The organism is Streptomyces sp. NPDC041940 (genome assembly GCF_055589465.1).
The window spans coordinates 252,105-269,746 of record NZ_JBVJBP010000009.1; the positions used below are offsets into that span (position 1 = coordinate 252,105).

The window sequence follows — 17,642 nt, forward strand, 5'->3', positions numbered from 1 at the left end:
CCCTTCCCCGGGGCGCGCCCTGGCGGGAGGGGGGTTTTGTGGGGGAGGGCCGCCTCTGTGGAGAAAGCAACGCGGGCCCGGGGGGGCCCCCCCCCCCCCCCCGGGCCCGGTCACCGGCTCACGTCGCGCTGCGCTGTCCCGGCAGACTCGCCCGGGCCGATATGTAGGCTTCCCGCCCGTTGTCGGACGCGGCCGAAGCCGACAGGGCCGGGGACGATCCGACCGCGCTCGCGGCCGCCGTGCGGCGGGACTGGAGCGGGACCGGGTGCTCCGGGTGGAGCGGGGTGGGCACCTGGCCGGGATGCCCGGTGTGGCCGGGCATGCCGCCCGGTCCGCCGTCGACGTCCTGCTGGGGCCGCTCGGCCTGCGGACGCCGGGCGCGGTACGCCGCCCGGTAGGCGGCCGGGGACGAGCCCAGCTGGCGGCGGAAGTGCCCGCGCAGGGCGACCGGCGACCGGAAGCCGCAGCGCCCCGCCACCTCGTCCACCGAGTAGTCCGACGTCTCCAGCAGGCGCTGCGCCTGGAGCACCCGCTGTGTGATCAGCCACTGCAGCGGGGCACTCCCGGTCAGTGAGCGGAAGCGGCGGTCGAACGTACGACGGCTCATGTACGCGCGTGCCGCCAGCGTCTCCACGTCGAACTGTTCGTGGAGGTGCTCCAGCGCCCAGGCGACGACCTCCGCGAGCGGGTCGGCGCCGATCTCCTCTGGTAAAGACCTGTCGAGGTAGCGCTCCTGGCCGCCCGACCGGCGCGGTGGGACCACCAGGCGGCGGGCCAGCGCGCCGGCCGCCTCGTTGCCGTGGTCCGTCCGCACGATGTGGAGACAGAGATCGATTCCGGCCGCGGTGCCCGCCGACGTCAGCACGTCCCCGTCGTCGACGAACAGCTCGCGCGGATCGACGTGCACCGACGGGTAGCGCTTCGCCAGCGTCGGCGCGTACATCCAGTGTGTCGTCGCGGGCCGGCCGTCCAGCAGGCCCGCCGCCGCGAGGACGAAGGCGCCGGTGCACAGTCCGACGATGCGGGCGCCCTCCTCGTGGGCGCGGCGCAGCGCGTCGAGCGCCTCGTCCGGTGGCGGAGAAGTGATCGAACGCCAGGCCGGCACGACGACCGTGCCCGCGCGTGAGATCGCTTCCAGGCCATGCGGTGCGCTGAGTTCGAGGCCCCCTGTGGTCCGCAGCGGGCCGTCCTCACCCCCGCACACCAGCAGTCGGTAGCGCGGCACGCCGGCGTCCTGGCGGTCGATCCCGAACACCGACAGTGGTATGGAACTCTCGAAGATGGGGCCGCCGCTGAACAGCAGCACCGCGACGATCTCCTTGCGGCGTCGCCCGGAAAGCTTCCGGACGCCGGCTTCCGGCGCGGCAGTGGAGTCGTGGCTCATACTGCTAAGCCCCCCTCGGTGGTCGCGGCTCCTCGGTTGTGTCGCTCCTGCACGTTTCCCCTCGGTCCTGCACGAGTCCCCCGCCGTAGACAGTCAAGATCGAATCTACTGTGTCCCGTCGCGCCGAGGTGGCCGGTTCGGCACTCGGCACATTGTCGACTTGGCAACTTGGCGTGAAGCATTCGATCACGAAGCGTTGCACTCGTGGGGCGTGCAGGGAAGTGCGCCTTGTCGCGGTGGCCAATCCGCGTAGGGTGCGCAGGTCCCCTGAGGCCCTTTCCGTGCAGGTCGAACGGGGGTTGGGGGGTGCTTCGGCAGGGTGATGCACAGGTGCGAGAAGTTGGCTGAAAACCATCGTGCACGTGCACTGAAACCGGTCAGCCGACCGGTGTCTCTCCTCCAGTGTGCCGCCCGCCCCGATGCGACCCCGTCCCGGTGCGGTGGTGCCGGCCCCGGTGGGGTGCGCGGTCCTCGGCCGCCAGCCGCGCCGCGCCGCGCTCCGACTGGCGCAGCAGCACCCGGCAGGCGCCCGTGACGGCGGCGAGCCCGAGGGCCGTGCCGGCGGCACCGGTCAGGGAGCTGCCGTAGCCGAGGAGCACGGCCGGGACGAGCAGGCAGCTGAAGGCCGCCCAGCGAACCACATCCGTCGCGGTGTCCCGCGGCGGCGGGGCCGCGCGGTCCGCCTCGGAGGCGGGGCGTGGTCCGGACATGGGTGCTCCCTGTGGCGTGGCTCGCGGGGTTCAACGCGCGGCGGGGGCGTCGGTCACTGGTGAGCGGATCACCGCCACGGGAAAGTGAATCCTGTGCAAACCGCCTGTACAACGCAGCAACCATTGCGTTACGGGCGTCGCCTCGTGCATGCTCCCTGGAACCCGCACGCACGGTGAGCGGGATCTGGGCTGAGGAGGCGTGCCGCCGTACCCTTGCGGGTATGGGGCTGGAAAGACCATTCCCGGACACAGCTCAGCCGCACACTGTTGTCCCCCATATAAGGATCACGACGCCGAGACAGCCATGGCCGGTCACGAATTCTTCGAACCAGCGGACCGCAAGCGGCCCGTCGCCGATCCCACGGCGGCCGAGCCCCTGGCGGCACAAGAGCCACGCCATTCCTGCGATCCCGCCTTCAAGCACGGCGTAGTCGTCGGATTCGACGGCTCCACGTCCAGTGAGCGCGCCCTCGCCTACGCGATCGGCATGGCCCATCGCTCCGGGTCGGGCCTGGTCATCGTCCATGTCGCCAACCGGCTGCCGACCACCGTGTGGGCCGGCTGCGAGCCGCCCGTCTTCGTGGACGTGCCGGACCACCGGACCGAGGTGCTCGGGCTGGAGCTGGCCTGTGCGGAGTACCTCGCCGAGGTGCCCTGGATCCTCGTCGAGCGGGGCGGGGACATCTGCCACGAACTCGAAGAGGTCGGCCGGGAGTACGAGGCCGACGCGATCGTCGTCGGGTCGAGTCACGGCATCGTGGGGCGCATCTTCGGCTCGGTCGCGGGACGGCTCGCCAAGCGGGCGCAGCGGCCGGTCATGGTCATTCCCTGATTCTCGGACTCCCCGAGCGTTCCCCGCGTACGGGCTTCCCTGTGCAGCGCGTAAAACTACTTGCGCGTAGAGGTGTTTGTGCCCTTGTGAAGGGCATATACGGTGCACCGCACAACTGCACATGCACGAAGGGAGCCCGCCGTGGACAAAGACGTCTCCGCGGGAAGCGGAATCACGACCGTGGTCGGTCGACTCGCGCTCGGAATCACCCTGTTGGCCTTCGGGCTGGGGCACACGGCCGTCATCGACGGTGTGTCAGCCACTGACGCCGCGTCAATCGCACAGTACGTGGGCGGCATCGCCCTCTTCGTCGCCGGGCTGATGGCCCTGCGGGAAGGGGACTCCGCCGGGGGTACGGCGTTCTCGGTGCTCGGGGCGCTCTGGTTCACGTGGGCCGTGTCGGAGGGCGCCGCCGGCAATGAGGCCGGACTGTTCCTGCTGTTGTTCGCCCTCGTGGCGCTGTCTCTGACGCTCGCGGGCGGTGACCAGCTGGGGCAGGGGATGTACGGGCTGTTCTTCGTCGCCCTGTTGCTCATGGCGATCGCGAGTTTCGCCGGCAACGGCGGGCTCGTGAAGGTGGGTGGCTGGTTCGCCGTCGCCGCGGGGGCGGTGGCCTGGTATGCGGCGACCGCGGCTCTGGCGCACTGGCCTACGGCGGTTCCGCGACGGCGTGCTGCCGGTCGGGGTGTGACGGCCACCGGCTAGCTGCGCGGGCCGGGGGGTTGGGCGGCTTCCCGGCGCTGAAAACGGACCCCCTGTGCTTGGTGGCAGCACGTGGGGGTCCGTCCCGTTTGAGTGGCCTGTGCGGGTGCGTGGGGGGTGTTCGCGCAGTTCCCCGCGCCCCTAAAAGAAAGTCACCTATTCAACCGTTACCGACTTGGCCAGGTTGCGGGGCTTGTCGATGTCCCGGCCCAGGGCCAAGGCCGTGTGGTACGCCAGGAGTTGGAGGGGGATGCCCATCAGGATCGGGTCGAGTTCGTCCTCGTTCTTCGGGACGACGATCGTCTCGTCGGCCTTCTCCTGGTGCTGGTGGGCGACCGCGAGGATCTTGCCGCTGCGGGCCTTGATCTCCTCCAGGGCCGCGCGGTTCTTCTCCAGCAGGTCGTCGTCGGGGACGATCGCGACCGTGGGGAGGGCGGGCTCGATCAGGGCCAGCGGGCCGTGCTTGAGCTCGGAGGCGGGGTAGGCCTCGGCGTGGATGTAGGAGACCTCCTTGAGCTTCAGGGAGGCCTCGCGGGCCACCGGGTAGCCCCGCACCCGGCCGATGAAGAGCATCGAGCGGGCCTCGGCGAACTGCAGGGCCAGCTTCTTGACGTCCTCCTCGTGCTCCATGATCTCGGCGATCTGGGCGGGGAGCTTGCGCAGGCCCGCGATGATCCGCTTGCCGTCGCGGACCGAGAGGTCGCGGGTGCGGCCCAGGTGGAGGGCGAGCAGGGCGAAGGCGACCGTGGTGTTGGTGAAGCACTTGGTGGAGACCACGCAGACCTCCGGCCCGGCGTGCACGTAGATGCCGCCGTCGGCCTCGCGGGCGATCGCCGAGCCGACCACGTTCACCACGCCCAGGACCCGCGCGCCCTTGCGCTTGAGCTCCTGCACGGCGGCGAGGACGTCGTAGGTCTCGCCGGACTGGGAGACCGCGACGTAGAGGGTGTCGGGGTCGACGACCGCGTTGCGGTAGCGGAACTCGGAGGCGGGCTCGGCGTCGGCGGGGATACGGGCCAGTTCCTCGATCATCTGGGCGCCGATCTGGCCCGCGTGGTACGAGGTGCCGCAGCCGAGGATCTTCACGCGGCGGATCCGGCGGGCCTCGCGGGCGTCCAGGTTGAGGCCGCCCAGGTGCACGGTGGAGAAGCGGTCGTCGATGCGGCCGCGCAGCACGCGGTCCACGGCGTCGGCCTGCTCGTGGATCTCCTTGTGCATGTAGGTGTCGTGGCCGCCCATGTCGTAGGAGGCGGCCTCCCACTCCACGGTGGTGGGCTCGGCCGTGGTGCGGGTGCCCTCCGTGGTGTAGGTGCGGAAGTCGTCGGCCTTGAGGGTGGCCATCTCGCCGTCGTCCAGGGTGACGATCTGGCGGGTGTGGGCGACCAGCGCGGCGATGTCCGAGGCGACGAACATCTCCTTCTCGCCGATGCCGAGGACGACCGGGGAACCGTTGCGGGCGACGACGATCCGGTCGGGGAAGTCGGCGTGCATGACGGCGATGCCGTACGTGCCCTCGATGACCCGGAGGGTCTCGCGGACCTTGTCCTCCAGCTTGGTCGCCTGCGAGCGGGCGATGAGGTGGGTCAGCACCTCGGTGTCGGTCTCGGAGAGGAACTCGACGCCGTCCGCCTCCAGCTTGCGGCGCAGGTCGGAGGCGTTGTCGATGATGCCGTTGTGCACGACGGCGACCTTGTTGTCGGCCGACATGTGCGGATGGGCGTTGACGTCCGAGGGGGCGCCGTGGGTGGCCCAGCGGGTGTGGGCGATGCCGGTCGTGCCCTTGAAGCGGGCCGGGACCTTGGCCTCCAGGTCGCGCACGCGGCCCTTGGCCTTGACCATCTTCAGGCCGGACGCCTTCGGGGACGTGACGACGACGCCCGCGGAGTCGTAGCCGCGGTACTCCAGGCGCTGGAGGCCCTCCAGGAGCAGGGGCGCGACGTCACGCTTCCCGATGTAACCGACGATTCCGCACATATGTATACGTATTCCTAGCCGTAGACGATGCGCCGCAACTGCCTGAGCGAGAGCTCCGGCGGTGCCACCGCGCGATATTTCAGGTCCGCCCCGATCCGTTCGAAGATCGCCGTGTTCACCAGGCCCTGGGCCTGGAGCTCACGGTGGCGGCGACGGACGTACTCCTCGGTCGTCTCGTCGAACCAGGCGAGCACGTCCTGGATCACGCGCAGTGCCTCGCCCCGGCTGAGGGGGCTGGACCGCGTCAGATGATCAACGAGTTCGTCGTGCACTCGCTAGATCCTGAGGCACCGGCGATGCTTTCGCAAGAAATCTGCCCGGTTTCGGGCAGATGGGTGTTGGAACACTTATGGGACGCCCATGGGAGTCTGATGGGTGTTTGTTCCCCGGGCGGATGTGTCGGGCGAGCAATTTGTGGCGCCATGGACATTCCTCGTATGGGCGTACCCGAGCGGCTCGCCGAGCGCATGAGCATGGCCGAGCAGCACGAGTACCTGCGCGCCAGATTCTCCCGGCGCACGATGATCAGAGGCGGCGCCGTCACACTCGGCGCCGTCGCGGGTGGCGCCTTCGTTCCGGGTGCCACCGCCCAGGCGGCCGTACCGGCCGCCCGCACCGCTCCCGCGGCCGAGAGCGTCGACGGCGCCTTCGTCGCCCCCTTCGGCCGCCACCTCGCCTACGGCGCCGACCCGCGCACCGAGATGACCGTCTCCTGGCAGGTCCCGGTCGCCGTCAAGAAGCCGTTCCTCCGGATCGGCGCCCACCCCACCGACCTCTCCCGGAAGATCGACGCCGAGGTCCGCACCCTCTTCACGCCCGCCGGGGTCGGCGCGAGCGGCAACCACACCCAGTACTACGTGCACGCCGAGCTGACGCATCTGCGCCCGGGCCGGACCTACTACTACGGCGTCGGCCACCAGGGCTTCGACCCGGCCGCACCGCACCTGCTGGGCACCCTCGGCACCTTCACCACCGCCCCCGCGCACAAGGCGCCGTTCACCTTCACGGCCTTCGGCGACGAGGGCGTCAGCTACCACGGCCTCGCCAACAACAGCCTGCTGCTCGGCCAGAACCCGGCCTTCCACCTCCACGCCGGCGACATCGCCTACGCGGACCCGTCCGGCTCGGGCCAGAGCTCCGACACCGGCTTCGACTCGCGGATCTGGGACCAGTTCCTCGCCCAGACCGAGTCCGTCGCCAAGTCCGTGCCGTGGATGCCCGCCTATGGCAACCACGACATGGAGGCCTGGTACTCGCCCAACGGCTACGGCGGCGAGGAGGCCCGCTGGAACCTCCCGGGCAACGGCCCCGACAAGAAGAACCTGCCGGGCGTCTACACCTTCGTCTACGGCAACACGGCCGTCATCTCGCTCGACGCCAACGACATCTCCTTCGAGATCCCGGCCAACCTCGGCATCTCCGGCGGCACCCAGACCAAGTGGCTGGAAGCCCAGCTGAAGAAGTACCGGGCGTCGAAGGACGTCGACTTCATCGTGATCTTCTTCCACCACTGCGCCTACTGCACCTCCACCTCCCACGCCTCCGAGGGCGGGGTCCGGCAGGAGTGGGTGCCGCTGTTCGAGAAGTACACGGTGGACCTGGTCATCAACGGCCACAACCACCAGTACGAGCGCACCGACGTCATCAAGGGGAACAAGGTCGCCAAGAAGCTGCCCATCGGCGGCACGGCCTACCCCGAGACCGACGGCGTCGTGTACGTCACGGCCGGTGCGGCGGGCCGCAGCCTCTACGCGTTCAGCGCGCCGCTGTCGTACGAGGGCAACGAGCAGGACGTGGACTCCGTGGCCTCGTTCGTCAACGTCAAGGGCGGCAAGCAGAACGAGACCGTCGCCTGGTCCCGGGTGCGCTACCTCGACTACTCCTTCCTGCGCGTGGACGTCACCCCCGCGCCGAAGGGGCGGACGGCCACGCTGAAGGTGCGCGGGATCGCCGAGAGCGGTGGGCAGGTGGACCACTTCACCATCGCGCGCCGCGCGAAGTAGCGCCCCGGCGTGTTACATGCGCTTGAGGACGGCCTGCTTGGCGAGCGCGAACTCGTCGTCCGTCAGGACGCCCGTGCGGTGCAGTTCGCCGAGTTCGCGCAGGCGGCGCAGCAGGGCGTCGTGGTCGTCCTCCGCGGGCGCGACCGGGAGGGAAGGCATTTCCGGTCGCGCGGCAGGCACGTCGGGGGCGGTCCCGGCCGGGTGCGGAAGCCTGGCCTGGACCGCCGCCGCGACCAGGGCCATCAGCGGGTCCTTCTTGAAGCCCCACAGCTCCACGGCGTTGGGGTCGTACTTGGGCGGGGCCTTGGTGGGCGCGTTCCGCACCGTGAAGCGGACGTAGCCGTTCTCCAGTCCGGCCGCCGGCTGCCACTCCACGCCCGTGATGTCGCTGAGCGCGAGCGTGCGGGCGCCGGCGGCGGCCTTGGCGTCCTCCGTCTTCCAGTTCCACTCCAGGCGTATGCGCTCGCCGTCGAAACTCGCGGTGCCGTCCCCGGCGGAGACCGAGAGCGGCACGGCGGGCCCCGGCAGCAGGTACGCGGTCACCGGGTCGGCCGGCACCTGGTCCAGGAGCAGCGCGCTCCGCACCTCGTCCGTGACGTACTCCGCCACCCCGTAGCGGTCGGACTCGACGAGCAGCTGGTACGGGTCATGGGGCTCGGTGAGGCGCCCGCCGGTCGCGTGCAGCAGGGGATCGGCACCGTCGCGCAGGCGGAGCCGCAGCCGCCCGCTCTTCTTGCCCTGCTCGAACGAGATCCCCGCCAACGCCCCCAGCGGGACGACCAGTTCACCCAGTTCCCTGCGCAGCAGACTGACGTTCTTGTCCCGGCCGGGGGTCAGTCGCAGGGCGTCGCCGTCGAAGGTCCAGGAGCCGTCTCTCTGGATGATTTCCGCCATGGGGTGGATTGTTCCACCCGTGTCCCGCGATAGTGGTCCAGACCTCTTGGAGCTCAACGGCTCATGGAAGGGACACGCTTGTGAGAGACGGCCGTGTGAGACAGCACCACAGAACGCTCCGCCTTCTCGGTTCCCTGCTGCTGGTCGCGATGGGCGTCTCCGTGACCGGAGCGGCCCCCGCACCGGCGGCCTCGCCCACCCCGCTCGACCGTGTGATCCCCGCGCCCGCCTCGGTCGCCCCGAGCGGGTCCCCCTACCGGATCACCCGCGGCACGCACATCCGCGTCGACGGCTCCCACGAGACCCGACGCGTCGGCGAGTACCTCGCGAAGATCCTCCGGCCCTCCACCGGGTACCGGCTCCCGGTCACCACACAGGGCTCCGGAGGCATCCGGCTGCGGCTCGCCCAAGGCCCGTTCGGAGCCGAGGGCTACCGCCTCGACAGCGGCCGCAAGGGCGTCACCATCACCGCGGCCAAGCCCGCCGGTCTCTTCCACGGCGTGCAGACCCTGCGCCAGCTGCTCCCGGCGGCCGTCGAGAAGGACTCCGTCCAGCCCGGCCCCTGGCTGGTCGCGGGCGGCACCGTCACGGACACCCCGCGCTACGGCTGGCGCGGCGCCATGCTCGACGTATCCCGGCACTTCTTCACCGTCGACCAGGTCAAGCGCTACATCGACCAGTTGGCCCTCTACAAGATCAACAAGCTGCATCTGCACCTCAGCGACGACCAGGGCTGGCGGATCGCCATCGACTCCTGGCCGCGGCTGGCCACCTACGGCGGTTCGACGGAGGTCGGCGGCGGGCCCGGCGGCTTCTACACCAAGGCCGACTACAAGGAGATCGTGCGGTACGCGTCCTCCCGCTATCTGGAGGTCGTCCCCGAGATAGACATGCCCGGCCACACCAACGCGGCGCTCGCCTCGTACGCCGAGCTGAACTGCGACGGTGTCGCTCCGCCGCTCTACACCGGGACCGAGGTCGGCTTCAGCTCGCTGTGCGTCGGCAAGGAGATCACGTACGACTTCGTGGACGACGTCGTGCGGGAGCTCGCCGCGCTGACTCCGGGCCGGTACCTCCATATCGGGGGCGACGAGGCGCACTCCACGAGCCATGAGGACTACGTGGCGTTCATGGACCGGGTGCAGCCGGTTGTCGCGAAGTACGGGAAGACGGTTGTCGGCTGGCACCAGCTCACCGGGGCGAACCCGGCGAAGGGGGCGCTCGCGCAGTACTGGGGGCTCGACAGTACGAGTGCGGAGGAGAAGGCGCGGGTGGTGAAGGCCGCGCAGAGTGGGACCGGGCTGATTCTGTCGCCGGCCGACCGGGTGTATCTCGACATGAAGTACACGAAGGACACGCCGCTGGGGTTGTCGTGGGCGGGGTATGTCGAGGTGAAGCGGTCCTACGACTGGGATCCCGGGGCCTATCTGCCTGGGGTGCCGGGTGGGGCCGTGCGGGGTGTGGAGGCGCCCATGTGGTCGGAGACACTCGAGAATTCAGGGCATATCGAGTTCATGGCGTTTCCGCGGTTGCCGGGTGTTGCCGAGTTGGGGTGGTCGGCGGCTTCTTCGCATGACTGGGAGCGGTACAAGGTGCGGCTTGCTGCGCAGGCTGAGCGGTGGAGTGCCCTGGGGATCGAGTGGTATCGGTCGCCGCAGGTGCCGTGGGGTGCGCGGTGATTCGTCTGCGGGTGCGTGGGGGCTTGTCGCGCAGTTCCCCGCGCCCCTAAAAGATTGCGCAGTTCCCCGCGCCCCTAGAAGCCAAAAGCCTAAAACCCAAGGACGAGCACCCCGGAGGACCGTACTCCGGGGTGCTCGTCTGCTTGGGGTCAGAACTTGGTGATCGGGTTCTGCAGGGTGCCGATCAGTTGGAGGGCGCCGGACGGGTCCGAGAGGTCCACCATCTGTTCGTTGTTGCGGAGTTGGAGGCGGTTGAGGCAGGAGAGGGAGAACTCGGGGGCGAACATGTCGTACTGCTTGAACTTGTCGGCGAGTTCCGGCATCGACTCCTGGTAGGCGCGGGTGACGTCCGCGACCGTGCGCCAGAAGTCGTCCTCGTCCAGGACTCCCTCGGTGGCGAGGTTCGCCGCGAGGAAGCGGAAGAAGCAGTCGAAGACGTCCGTGAAGATGGAGAGGAGCTTCTTGTCCTCGGGGACCTCGACGCGCAGCCGCTCCACCGTCGGCGGCAGGACCGCGTCCGGGTCCATGACGGCGATCTCCTCGGCGATGTCCTTGTAGATCGCGCGCTGCACGACCCCGTCCTCCAGCACGAGGATGACGTTCTCGCCGTGCGGCATGAAGACCAGGTCGTAGGCGTAGAAGCTGTGGAGGAGCGGCCTGAAGTAGGCCGTGAGGTAGCGGCGCAGCCACTCCGTGGGGGTGAGGCCCGACTGTTCGATCAGCGCGCCCGCGACCGAGGCACCCTCGTGGTCGACGTGGACCAGGGACGCCATCGTGGCCAGCGACTCGCCCTCCTGGAGGGACGGCACCGGGCTCTCCCGCCACAGCGCGGCGAGCATCTTGCGGTACGGCGAGTAGCGGTCGGTCGCCTGCTCGTACTCGAGGTGCCGGTAGCCGACCGCCGCGCGCTCCTTGATGATCGACAGGCCCGTGGACTTCAGCACCGGGTCGCCCTCGATGAGCTGGGCCAGCCAGTCGTTGATCGCGGGCGTGGCCTCCATGTAGGCGGCCGACAGACCGCGCATGAAGCCCATGTTGATGACCGACAGCGCGGTTTTGACGTAGTGCTTCTCCGGGCTCGTCTTGTTGAAGAAGGTCCGGATGGACTGCTGGGCCAGGTACTCGTCGCCGCCCTCGCCCAGGCACACCAGGTGCCCGCGGGCGACCTCGGCGGCGAAGGTGACGGCGAGCTTGTTCCACCACTGCCAGGGGTGGACCGGGATGAACAGGAAGTCCTCGGGGTCCTTGCCCTGGTCGCGCAGGACGCCGTGGAAGCGTTCGACGGTCTCCTCGCCCAGCTCCTCGCGCAGGAACGACTCGTACTCGATGCCGACACCGGCCGTGAAGGCCGCCCGTGAGCGGTGAGCCGCGAGCCAGACGAGCCGGACCGGGCTCGCCGTCTCCGGGGCGTACGACAGGTACTCGTGGATGCCGAAGCCGAGCCGCCCGTTGTTGGCGACGAAGCAGGGGTGGCCCTCGGTCATGCCGGTCTCGATGGCCTGGAAGTCGCCGCGCGCCAGTTCGGCCGCCGTGATTTTCGGCTTGGTGAGCTTGTAGCAGGTGCCGGAGAGGGTGGAGGAGATCTCCTCCAGGTAGACCGGCAGGATCTGCTCGCTCAGGCCCAGGGTGTCCTTCAGTTCGATGAAGAAGTCCAGGGCGGCGAGCGGGAGTTCCGCACCGTCACGGTGCCGGGTGATCGAGTCGGCGTCGACCTGCCAGTGGTCCAGGGCCCGGCGGTCGGCGGAGAAGGCGTACTGGGTGAGGCCGTCGTCGCTGCGGACGATGTAGCGCTCCCCGTCCTTCTCGGGGGTGATGAGCCGCTCGTGCGCGAACTCGGCGAGCGCTTTGCGGATCAGCAGGCGGTTGGCCTGGTCCCAGCGCTCGGGGGACAGGTGCGCCACGGCGTCGGACAGGGTCATATCGCCACTCCTCGTGCGGCCAGGTACTGCTCACGCGTGCAGAAGCTCAGCAGCGCGCGCTTCTCCGGCTTGTCGATCTCGCGCTCGGGTACGAAGCCGACGGCCTCGTTCAGAGCGTGTACTGCCTTGTTGCTGACATCGGGCTCCACCACGACCCGGCGGGTGCGCGGATCGGCGAACAGCTCGTCCATCACGGCGGTGATGACGGCCTTGGTGAAGCCGTGGATCGGCCGGTCGGTCGGGGCGACCAGGAAGTGCATGCCGACGTCGCCGGGCTCCGGGTCGTACAGGCCTTCCAGCTCGACGTACCGGGGGTCGTACGACTCCATCAGGAACGCCGGGCGGTTCTCGTGCAGACCGAGGTACGCGTGGTGGTACTCGTGCGCCGCGATGCGCATGTACTCGCGCTCGACGTCCTGCAGTTTCGCGTCCTGCATCATCCAGTAGGACGCCTTGGGGTGCGTGACCCAGGAGTGCAGCAGCTCGGCGTCCTTCAGGGGGTCGAGCGGACGGACGGTCAGGGTGCCGATTCCGGTGGTGGCGCTCATACGGCGAACTCCTGGAACGCGATGGTCTTCTCGACCGGGTAGTACTCGCTGCCCAGCAGCTCCCGGATGATGTACGCGTTCCGGTACGGGCCCATGCCCAGGTCGGGGCTGGTGATGCTGTGCGTGTGGACGCCGGCGTTCTGCAGGAAGACGCCCCGGCCGGTGACGTCGACGGCGTAGTTGCGGGCGACGTCGAAGTTGCCCTGGGAGTCGTAGACCAGGCGGTCCTTGACGGGGGCGAGGAACTCCGGCTCGGCGTACTTGTAGCCGGTCGCGAGCACTAGGCCCTCGGAGTCCAGCGCGAAGTCCTTGCCCTGCTCCTCCTGGCGGAAGCCCAGCGTGTACGTGCCGTTCTCGTACGCCGCGCTGTTCAGCGAGGCGTTGGTGATCAGCCGGGTCGGGACCGGACCGCCGAGGTTCTTCTGGTAGAGCAGGTCGAAGATCTCGTTGATCAGGTCGCCGTCGATGCCCTTGAACAGGCCCTTCTGCTCGGCCGTGAGGCGGTAGCGGGTGGCCTCGGGAAGCTCGCGGAAGTAGTCGACGTACTCCGGGGACGTCATCTCCAGCGTGAGCTTGGTGTACTCCAGCGGGAAGAACCGCGGGGAGCGGGTGACCCAGTTCAGCCGGTAGCCGTGGACGTCGATCTCGCTGAGCAGGTCGTAGTAGATCTCGGCGGCCGACTGGCCCGAGCCGACCAGGGTGATCGAGTCCTTCTTCTGCAGCTCCGCCTTGTGGCTCAGATAGCGGGAGTTGTGCAGGAAGTCGCCGCCCAGGTCCTGGCAGGCCTCGGGGATGAAGGGCGGGGTGCCCGTGCCGAGGACGAGCCGGCGGGCGCGGTAGACGTCTCCGGCCTCGGTGTGCACGACATAGACGTCGTCTTCGTAGCGGACTTCCGTCACCGTCGTGCCGAAGCGGATGCTGCTCAGCTTGTTCGCGGCCCAGCGGCAGTAGTCGTCGTACTCGACGCGCAGCGGGTAGAAGTTCTCCCGGATGTAGAACGAGTACAGCCGGCCCTTCTCCTTCAGGTAGTTCAGGAAGGAGTACGGGGACGTCGGGTCGGCGAGGGTGACCAGGTCCGACATGAACGGGGTCTGGAGGTGGGCGCCGTCGAGGAACATCCCCGCGTGCCACTCGAAGTCGGGCTTCGACTCCAGGAAGACGCCGTCGAGCGCGTCGATGGGTTCGGTCAGGCAGGCCAGGCCGAGGTTGAAGGGGCCGAGCCCGATGCCCACGAAGTCATGGGTTTTGGTCGGGTTTTCAGGACGCGCGGTCAAGGGACTCTCCCAGGTACTGCTCGGCATGGCCGGCGATCAGATCGAGGACGGCGGCGATGTCGGACGCCTGCGTCTCGGGGTTGAGCAGGGTGAACTTCAGGTAGTGGCGGCCGCCGACCTTGGTGCCCGCGACGATGGCGTCACCGGACGCGAACAGGGCCTTGCGGGCGTAGAGGTTGGCGCGGTCGATCTCGGCCGGGTCGGTCACGGCCGCCGGGATGTAGCGGAAGACCAGGGTGGACAGGCTCGGCTCCACGACCACGTCGTAGCGCGGGTCGGCGGCGAGCAGCTTCCAGCCCTCCCGGGCCAGCTCGCACACCTCGTCGAAGAGCTGACCGATGCCGTCGGCGCCCATGGTCCGCAGGGTCATCCACAGCTTGAGGGCGTCGAACCGGCGGGTGGTCTGCAGCGACTTGTCCACCTGGTTGGGGATACGTTCCTGCACCATGCGGCGCGGGTTGAGGTACTCCGCGTGGTAGGTGGCGTGCTGGAGGGTGGCCGCGTCCCGGACGAGCACGGCGGAGGAACTCACCGGCTGGAAGAAGGACTTGTGGTAGTCGACGGTGACCGAGTCGGCGCGCTCGATGCCGTCGATGCGGTCCCGGTGCTTGACGGAGGCGAGCAGACCGCAGCCGTAGGCGGCGTCGACGTGCATCCAGGTGCCGAACTGCTCGCACAGCTCGGCGATCTCGGGCAGCGGGTCGATGGAGCCGAAGTCGGTGGTGCCGGCGGTGGCGACGACGGCCATGGGGACGAGGCCGGCTTCCTTGCAGCGCTCCAGCTCGCGGGCGAGGGCGACGGTCTGCATGCGCTTGTCGTGGTCGACGGGTATGGAGACCACGGCGTCCTGGCCGAGCCCGAGCAGCTTCGCGGACTTCTTCACGCTGAAGTGGCTGACCTCGGAGGCGAAGATGCGCAGTTTGGCGAGGCTGTCGCTCTTGGCCTCTTCCCTCGCGAGCAGCAGCGCCTGGAGGTTGGACTGGGAGCCGCCGGAGGTGAACACGCCGTCGGCGGCGGGGCCGAGGCCGATGCGCTCGTTCGTCCAGTCGATCAGTTTCCGCTCGATGAGCGTGCCGCCGGCCGACTGGTCCCAGGTGTCCAGGGAGGAGTTGACGGCGGACAGGACCGCCTCGCCGAGCACGGCCGGGATGACGACCGGGCAGTTGAGGTGGGCGAGGTAGCGGGGGTGGTGGAAGTAGATCGCGTCCCGGAGGTAGACGTCCTCCAGTTCGTCGAGCACCGCGGTCGTGTCGTGCAGCGGCTGGTCGAGGTCGATCTCGTCGATGCGGGGGGAGAGGGCGTCGACGCTGACGCCGGTGAAGGGCCGGTCGGTGGCGGCGAGTTTGGCGGCCACCCGCTCGACTCCGTCGGTCACGGAGCGGCGGTACTGCTCCGCGGTGGTGTCGTTGAGCAGGTGCGAGCGCATGTGGGGGTCCTCCGGTGGGGACAGTCCGGTCGGGACAGGGGTGGGCTGAGCCGCGGGTTGAACTTAGGTAAGCCTAACCTAAGTTGCGTGGGGGGAGGGCTGGCTCTGCCGTGACTGTGGTCACGCGTGGGTCATGGACGGCGGCCGGTCAGCTTTCCGCGCGTAGCTGCTCCTCACTCACGCCGCGGCGCCAGTAGCCGACGAACGTCACCCGGCGGCGGTCGATCCCGCGCTCCCGTACGAAGTGCCGGCGCAGCTGCTTGACGCAGCCGGACTCACCGGCGATCCAGACGTACGGCCGCTCGGCGGGCGGGAGCTGGGCGTCGCGGAGGGTGTCGAGGACCATGGGGGAGCCCTCGACGCTCCGCTTCTCCTCCCGGACCAGCCAGGTGATCTCGACGTCGGCCTCGGTCGCCAGGTCCTGGATGTCCCCGGCGTGCGGGACCTCCAGCCAGACCCGGGCACGGGTGCCGGCCGGCAGTGCCTCGACGATGGCGGAGGCGGCCGGTACGGCGGTCTCGTCGCCCCAGACGACCACGAGGTCGGTGTCCTCGGGCGGCCGGAAGCGGATCGCCCGGTTGTCGGCGATGGCCGGCCCGAGCAGCAGGACCCGGTCCCCGGCGGCGGCCCGGTCGGCCCAGCGGGAGGCGGGACCGGCCTGGACCGAGGCGCCCGGCTCGATGCCGTGCAGGGCGAAGTCGATGTCGATCTCGTCCGGGTCGCGGCGCAGTGCGCGCAGGGTGTACGAGCGCATCACGGCGCGTACGTCGTCCGGGAGTTCGCGCCAGCCCTGCCACCAGCCGTCCCCGAGCTCGAGCGGTACGACCGGCTCGGGCTGCCCGGGATGCGGCAGGAACAGCGACAGCGACTGGTCACGCCCGTCGGAGTGGAAGGCGTGCAGATCGGGCCCACCGAAGGTGACACGGACCAGAGACGGACCGAGCCGCCTCGTCCGCACGACCTGGAGGGAAAAGAAACGGAACGGGGCGGCCACGGCGGTGGTCATGGGGGCTCCTGATGTGTCGTCAGGCGGTGGGTGTACGTACCCGAGGGGCGCGGGGAACTGCGCGACCGGCCACAACGGACCCGCAGGCGCCACTCGGGCTCACGCGGCAGCCTGCTAGGCGACCTTCTTCGCCGTCTCGATGGCCTTCGCCAGGTTCTCCACCAGCGGCACGCACTTGTCGTACGACAGAATCGGCTCGGCCGACCGCGAGATGACCTGCTTGGCCTTCACCGCCGGCAGCTTCTTCCACGTCGCCTCGGTGATGTCCGCCGGCTGGATCGCCGAGGAACGGTCGTCCATCATGATGATGTCCGCCCCGTACTTGTCGACGTTCTCCCAGCTCAGGCTCTCGAACCAGCCGCCACCCTGCGCCTTGGCCTTCTCCGGCGGCTCGACGAAGTTCACGCCGAGGGCCTTGAAGTACTCCAGGTCGACGGAGAGGTTGGTGCCGGAGACGTAGAACAGCTCCTGGCTCGCGGAACCGACCAGCACCTTGATGTCGGGGTGCGCCTTGGCGGCCTTGCGCAGCCGCTCGGAGGCCTCCTCGAACCGCTTCTTGGCGTCGGTGGCCTTGGCGGACTTCACGTCGCCGCCGAGGGACTCGGCCAGCTCCCACATGCGCTGCAGCGGCTGGGTGAGCTGACGGTCGTAGACGGAGATGCCGACGCTCGGGGCAAGCTTGGCGATCTTGTCCTTCGAGGCCTCCGGGACGTACCAGAGGGTGCCGGCGTCGTCGAACATCGTGCTGATCAGCACGTCGGGGGCGAGGGCGGCGTACTTCTCGACGCTGAACTGGTCCCAGGTGTTGCCGAGGATGGTCACCTTGCTGATGTCCATGTCGCCGGCCTGGACGTCGGGCTTGCCGTCCTGCGTCTTGGTCGGGCCGAAAACGCCCTTGACGGAGACGCCGTAGTCGTGGAGGGCGGCGGCGACGCCGGTGAAGGCGACGATGTTCGCGGGCGTCTTCTTCAGCGACACGCTCTTGCCGCGGTCGTCCTTGAAGGACCAGGGGCCGGACTTGCCGCCGGCCGCCGCGTCCGAGTCGCCGTCCTTGGAGTCTCCACTGCCGCAGGCGGTCACGAGGGCGCCGAGTCCGAGGGCACCCCCGGCGGCGAGGATGCCGCGGCGGGAGAGGCGGGCGGTTCTGGCGTTCGACATGGCTGAGTCTGCTTTCGTGCGTACGGAGCCACTGCGGGCACGGCTGACAGCCGCTTGGCTGGATTCAAGCTTAGGCTAGCCTAACCTCAGCACGTGTCCAGGGGCCCCTGGGGTGTGTGCCCGGGGGGAGCGG

Annotated in this window: 15 protein-coding genes; 4 read left to right on the forward strand and 11 right to left on the reverse strand. The window is 69.3% G+C overall.

The window, feature by feature from the left end; translation table 11 throughout:
* Positions 1-118: 118 nt before the first annotated feature.
* Together ACZ6I3_RS18280 and ACZ6I3_RS18285 are read right to left on the reverse strand one after the other, a co-directional pair.
* Complete coding sequence (locus ACZ6I3_RS18280; RefSeq protein ID WP_469415669.1) at positions 119-1,384, reverse strand: helix-turn-helix domain-containing protein; 1,266 nt, start codon at positions 1,382-1,384, stop codon at positions 119-121.
* 377 nt (positions 1,385-1,761) lie between these two features.
* Positions 1,762-2,094, reverse strand: coding sequence for a hypothetical protein (locus ACZ6I3_RS18285; protein WP_469415670.1), 333 nt, complete (start codon positions 2,092-2,094; stop codon positions 1,762-1,764).
* A gap of 304 nt (positions 2,095-2,398) precedes the next feature.
* Here ACZ6I3_RS18285 and ACZ6I3_RS18290 point away from each other — a divergent pair, with 304 nt between their 5' ends.
* Both ACZ6I3_RS18290 and ACZ6I3_RS18295 read left to right on the forward strand, forming a co-directional pair.
* The gene (locus ACZ6I3_RS18290; RefSeq protein WP_469415672.1) at positions 2,399-2,926 is read left to right on the forward strand and encodes a universal stress protein; all 528 of its coding nucleotides are present in this window, start codon (positions 2,399-2,401) and stop codon (positions 2,924-2,926) included.
* Between the two features lie 141 nt (positions 2,927-3,067).
* Positions 3,068-3,631 (forward strand): GPR1/FUN34/YaaH family transporter, encoded by a 564-nt coding sequence (locus ACZ6I3_RS18295; protein WP_469415674.1) that lies wholly within the window; start codon positions 3,068-3,070, stop codon positions 3,629-3,631.
* A gap of 153 nt (positions 3,632-3,784) precedes the next feature.
* Here the strand turns inward: ACZ6I3_RS18295 and glmS are convergent, their stop codons facing one another.
* Together glmS and ACZ6I3_RS18305 are read right to left on the reverse strand one after the other, a co-directional pair.
* On the reverse strand, positions 3,785-5,602 hold the full coding sequence (glmS, locus tag ACZ6I3_RS18300) for a glutamine--fructose-6-phosphate transaminase (isomerizing) (protein ID WP_469415675.1): 1,818 nt from the start codon (positions 5,600-5,602) through the stop codon (positions 3,785-3,787).
* A gap of 14 nt (positions 5,603-5,616) precedes the next feature.
* On the reverse strand, positions 5,617-5,874 hold the full coding sequence (locus ACZ6I3_RS18305; protein ID WP_469415676.1) for a hypothetical protein: 258 nt from the start codon (positions 5,872-5,874) through the stop codon (positions 5,617-5,619).
* 165 nt (positions 5,875-6,039) lie between these two features.
* On the opposite strand from ACZ6I3_RS18305, the gene ACZ6I3_RS18310 reads away from it, so the two are divergent.
* On the forward strand, positions 6,040-7,605 hold the full coding sequence (locus ACZ6I3_RS18310) for a purple acid phosphatase family protein (protein ID WP_469415678.1): 1,566 nt from the start codon (positions 6,040-6,042) through the stop codon (positions 7,603-7,605).
* A gap of 12 nt (positions 7,606-7,617) precedes the next feature.
* Here ACZ6I3_RS18310 and ACZ6I3_RS18315 read toward each other — a convergent pair whose 3' ends face one another.
* Positions 7,618-8,499, reverse strand: coding sequence for a DUF4429 domain-containing protein (locus ACZ6I3_RS18315; RefSeq protein WP_469415680.1), 882 nt, complete (start codon positions 8,497-8,499; stop codon positions 7,618-7,620).
* A gap of 95 nt (positions 8,500-8,594) precedes the next feature.
* Here ACZ6I3_RS18315 and ACZ6I3_RS18320 point away from each other — a divergent pair, with 95 nt between their 5' ends.
* A complete protein-coding gene (locus ACZ6I3_RS18320; protein WP_469415681.1) occupies positions 8,595-10,178 on the forward strand; it encodes a beta-N-acetylhexosaminidase in 1,584 nt (527 codons plus the stop codon).
* Between the two features lie 149 nt (positions 10,179-10,327).
* On the opposite strand, the gene ACZ6I3_RS18325 is transcribed toward ACZ6I3_RS18320, so the two are convergent.
* The 6 genes from ACZ6I3_RS18325 to ACZ6I3_RS18350 all read right to left on the reverse strand — a co-directional run bounded on the left by ACZ6I3_RS18325 (position 10,328) and on the right by ACZ6I3_RS18350 (position 17,509).
* Positions 10,328-12,097, reverse strand: coding sequence for an IucA/IucC family protein (locus ACZ6I3_RS18325; RefSeq protein WP_469415683.1), 1,770 nt, complete (start codon positions 12,095-12,097; stop codon positions 10,328-10,330).
* Positions 12,094-12,645 (reverse strand): GNAT family N-acetyltransferase, encoded by a 552-nt coding sequence (locus ACZ6I3_RS18330; RefSeq protein WP_469415684.1) that lies wholly within the window; start codon positions 12,643-12,645, stop codon positions 12,094-12,096. Before ACZ6I3_RS18330 ends, ACZ6I3_RS18325 begins: the two co-directional genes overlap by 4 nt.
* Positions 12,642-13,919, reverse strand: coding sequence for a lysine N(6)-hydroxylase/L-ornithine N(5)-oxygenase family protein (locus ACZ6I3_RS18335; RefSeq protein ID WP_469415686.1), 1,278 nt, complete (start codon positions 13,917-13,919; stop codon positions 12,642-12,644). The genes ACZ6I3_RS18330 and ACZ6I3_RS18335 overlap by 4 nt, the downstream gene beginning before the upstream one ends.
* Positions 13,903-15,345, reverse strand: a complete 1,443-nt coding sequence (desA, locus tag ACZ6I3_RS18340; RefSeq protein ID WP_469415687.1) for a lysine decarboxylase DesA — start codon at positions 15,343-15,345, stop codon at positions 13,903-13,905. The genes ACZ6I3_RS18335 and desA overlap by 17 nt, the downstream gene beginning before the upstream one ends.
* Positions 15,346-15,493: 148 nt before the next feature.
* Complete coding sequence (locus tag ACZ6I3_RS18345; protein WP_469415689.1) at positions 15,494-16,351, reverse strand: siderophore-interacting protein; 858 nt, start codon at positions 16,349-16,351, stop codon at positions 15,494-15,496.
* Positions 16,352-16,465: 114 nt separating this feature from the next.
* Complete coding sequence (locus tag ACZ6I3_RS18350; RefSeq protein WP_469415690.1) at positions 16,466-17,509, reverse strand: ABC transporter substrate-binding protein; 1,044 nt, start codon at positions 17,507-17,509, stop codon at positions 16,466-16,468.
* Positions 17,510-17,642 lie beyond the last annotated feature (133 nt).

Coding starts and splice junctions, on each gene's coding strand:
- ACZ6I3_RS18280 (WP_469415669.1), bottom strand. CDS start 1,384: ATGAGCCACGACTCCACTGCCGCGCCGGAAGCCGGCGTCCGGAAGCTT.
- ACZ6I3_RS18285 (WP_469415670.1), bottom strand. CDS start 2,094: ATGTCCGGACCACGCCCCGCCTCCGAGGCGGACCGCGCGGCCCCGCCG.
- ACZ6I3_RS18290 (WP_469415672.1), top strand. CDS start 2,399: ATGGCCGGTCACGAATTCTTCGAACCAGCGGACCGCAAGCGGCCCGTC.
- glmS (WP_469415675.1), bottom strand. CDS start 5,602: ATGTGCGGAATCGTCGGTTACATCGGGAAGCGTGACGTCGCGCCCCTG.
- ACZ6I3_RS18310 (WP_469415678.1), top strand. CDS start 6,040: ATGGGCGTACCCGAGCGGCTCGCCGAGCGCATGAGCATGGCCGAGCAG.
- ACZ6I3_RS18315 (WP_469415680.1), bottom strand. CDS start 8,499: ATGGCGGAAATCATCCAGAGAGACGGCTCCTGGACCTTCGACGGCGAC.
- ACZ6I3_RS18325 (WP_469415683.1), bottom strand. CDS start 12,097: ATGACCCTGTCCGACGCCGTGGCGCACCTGTCCCCCGAGCGCTGGGAC.
- ACZ6I3_RS18330 (WP_469415684.1), bottom strand. CDS start 12,645: ATGAGCGCCACCACCGGAATCGGCACCCTGACCGTCCGTCCGCTCGAC.
- desA (WP_469415687.1), bottom strand. CDS start 15,345: ATGCGCTCGCACCTGCTCAACGACACCACCGCGGAGCAGTACCGCCGC.
- ACZ6I3_RS18345 (WP_469415689.1), bottom strand. CDS start 16,351: ATGACCACCGCCGTGGCCGCCCCGTTCCGTTTCTTTTCCCTCCAGGTC.
- ACZ6I3_RS18350 (WP_469415690.1), bottom strand. CDS start 17,509: ATGTCGAACGCCAGAACCGCCCGCCTCTCCCGCCGCGGCATCCTCGCC.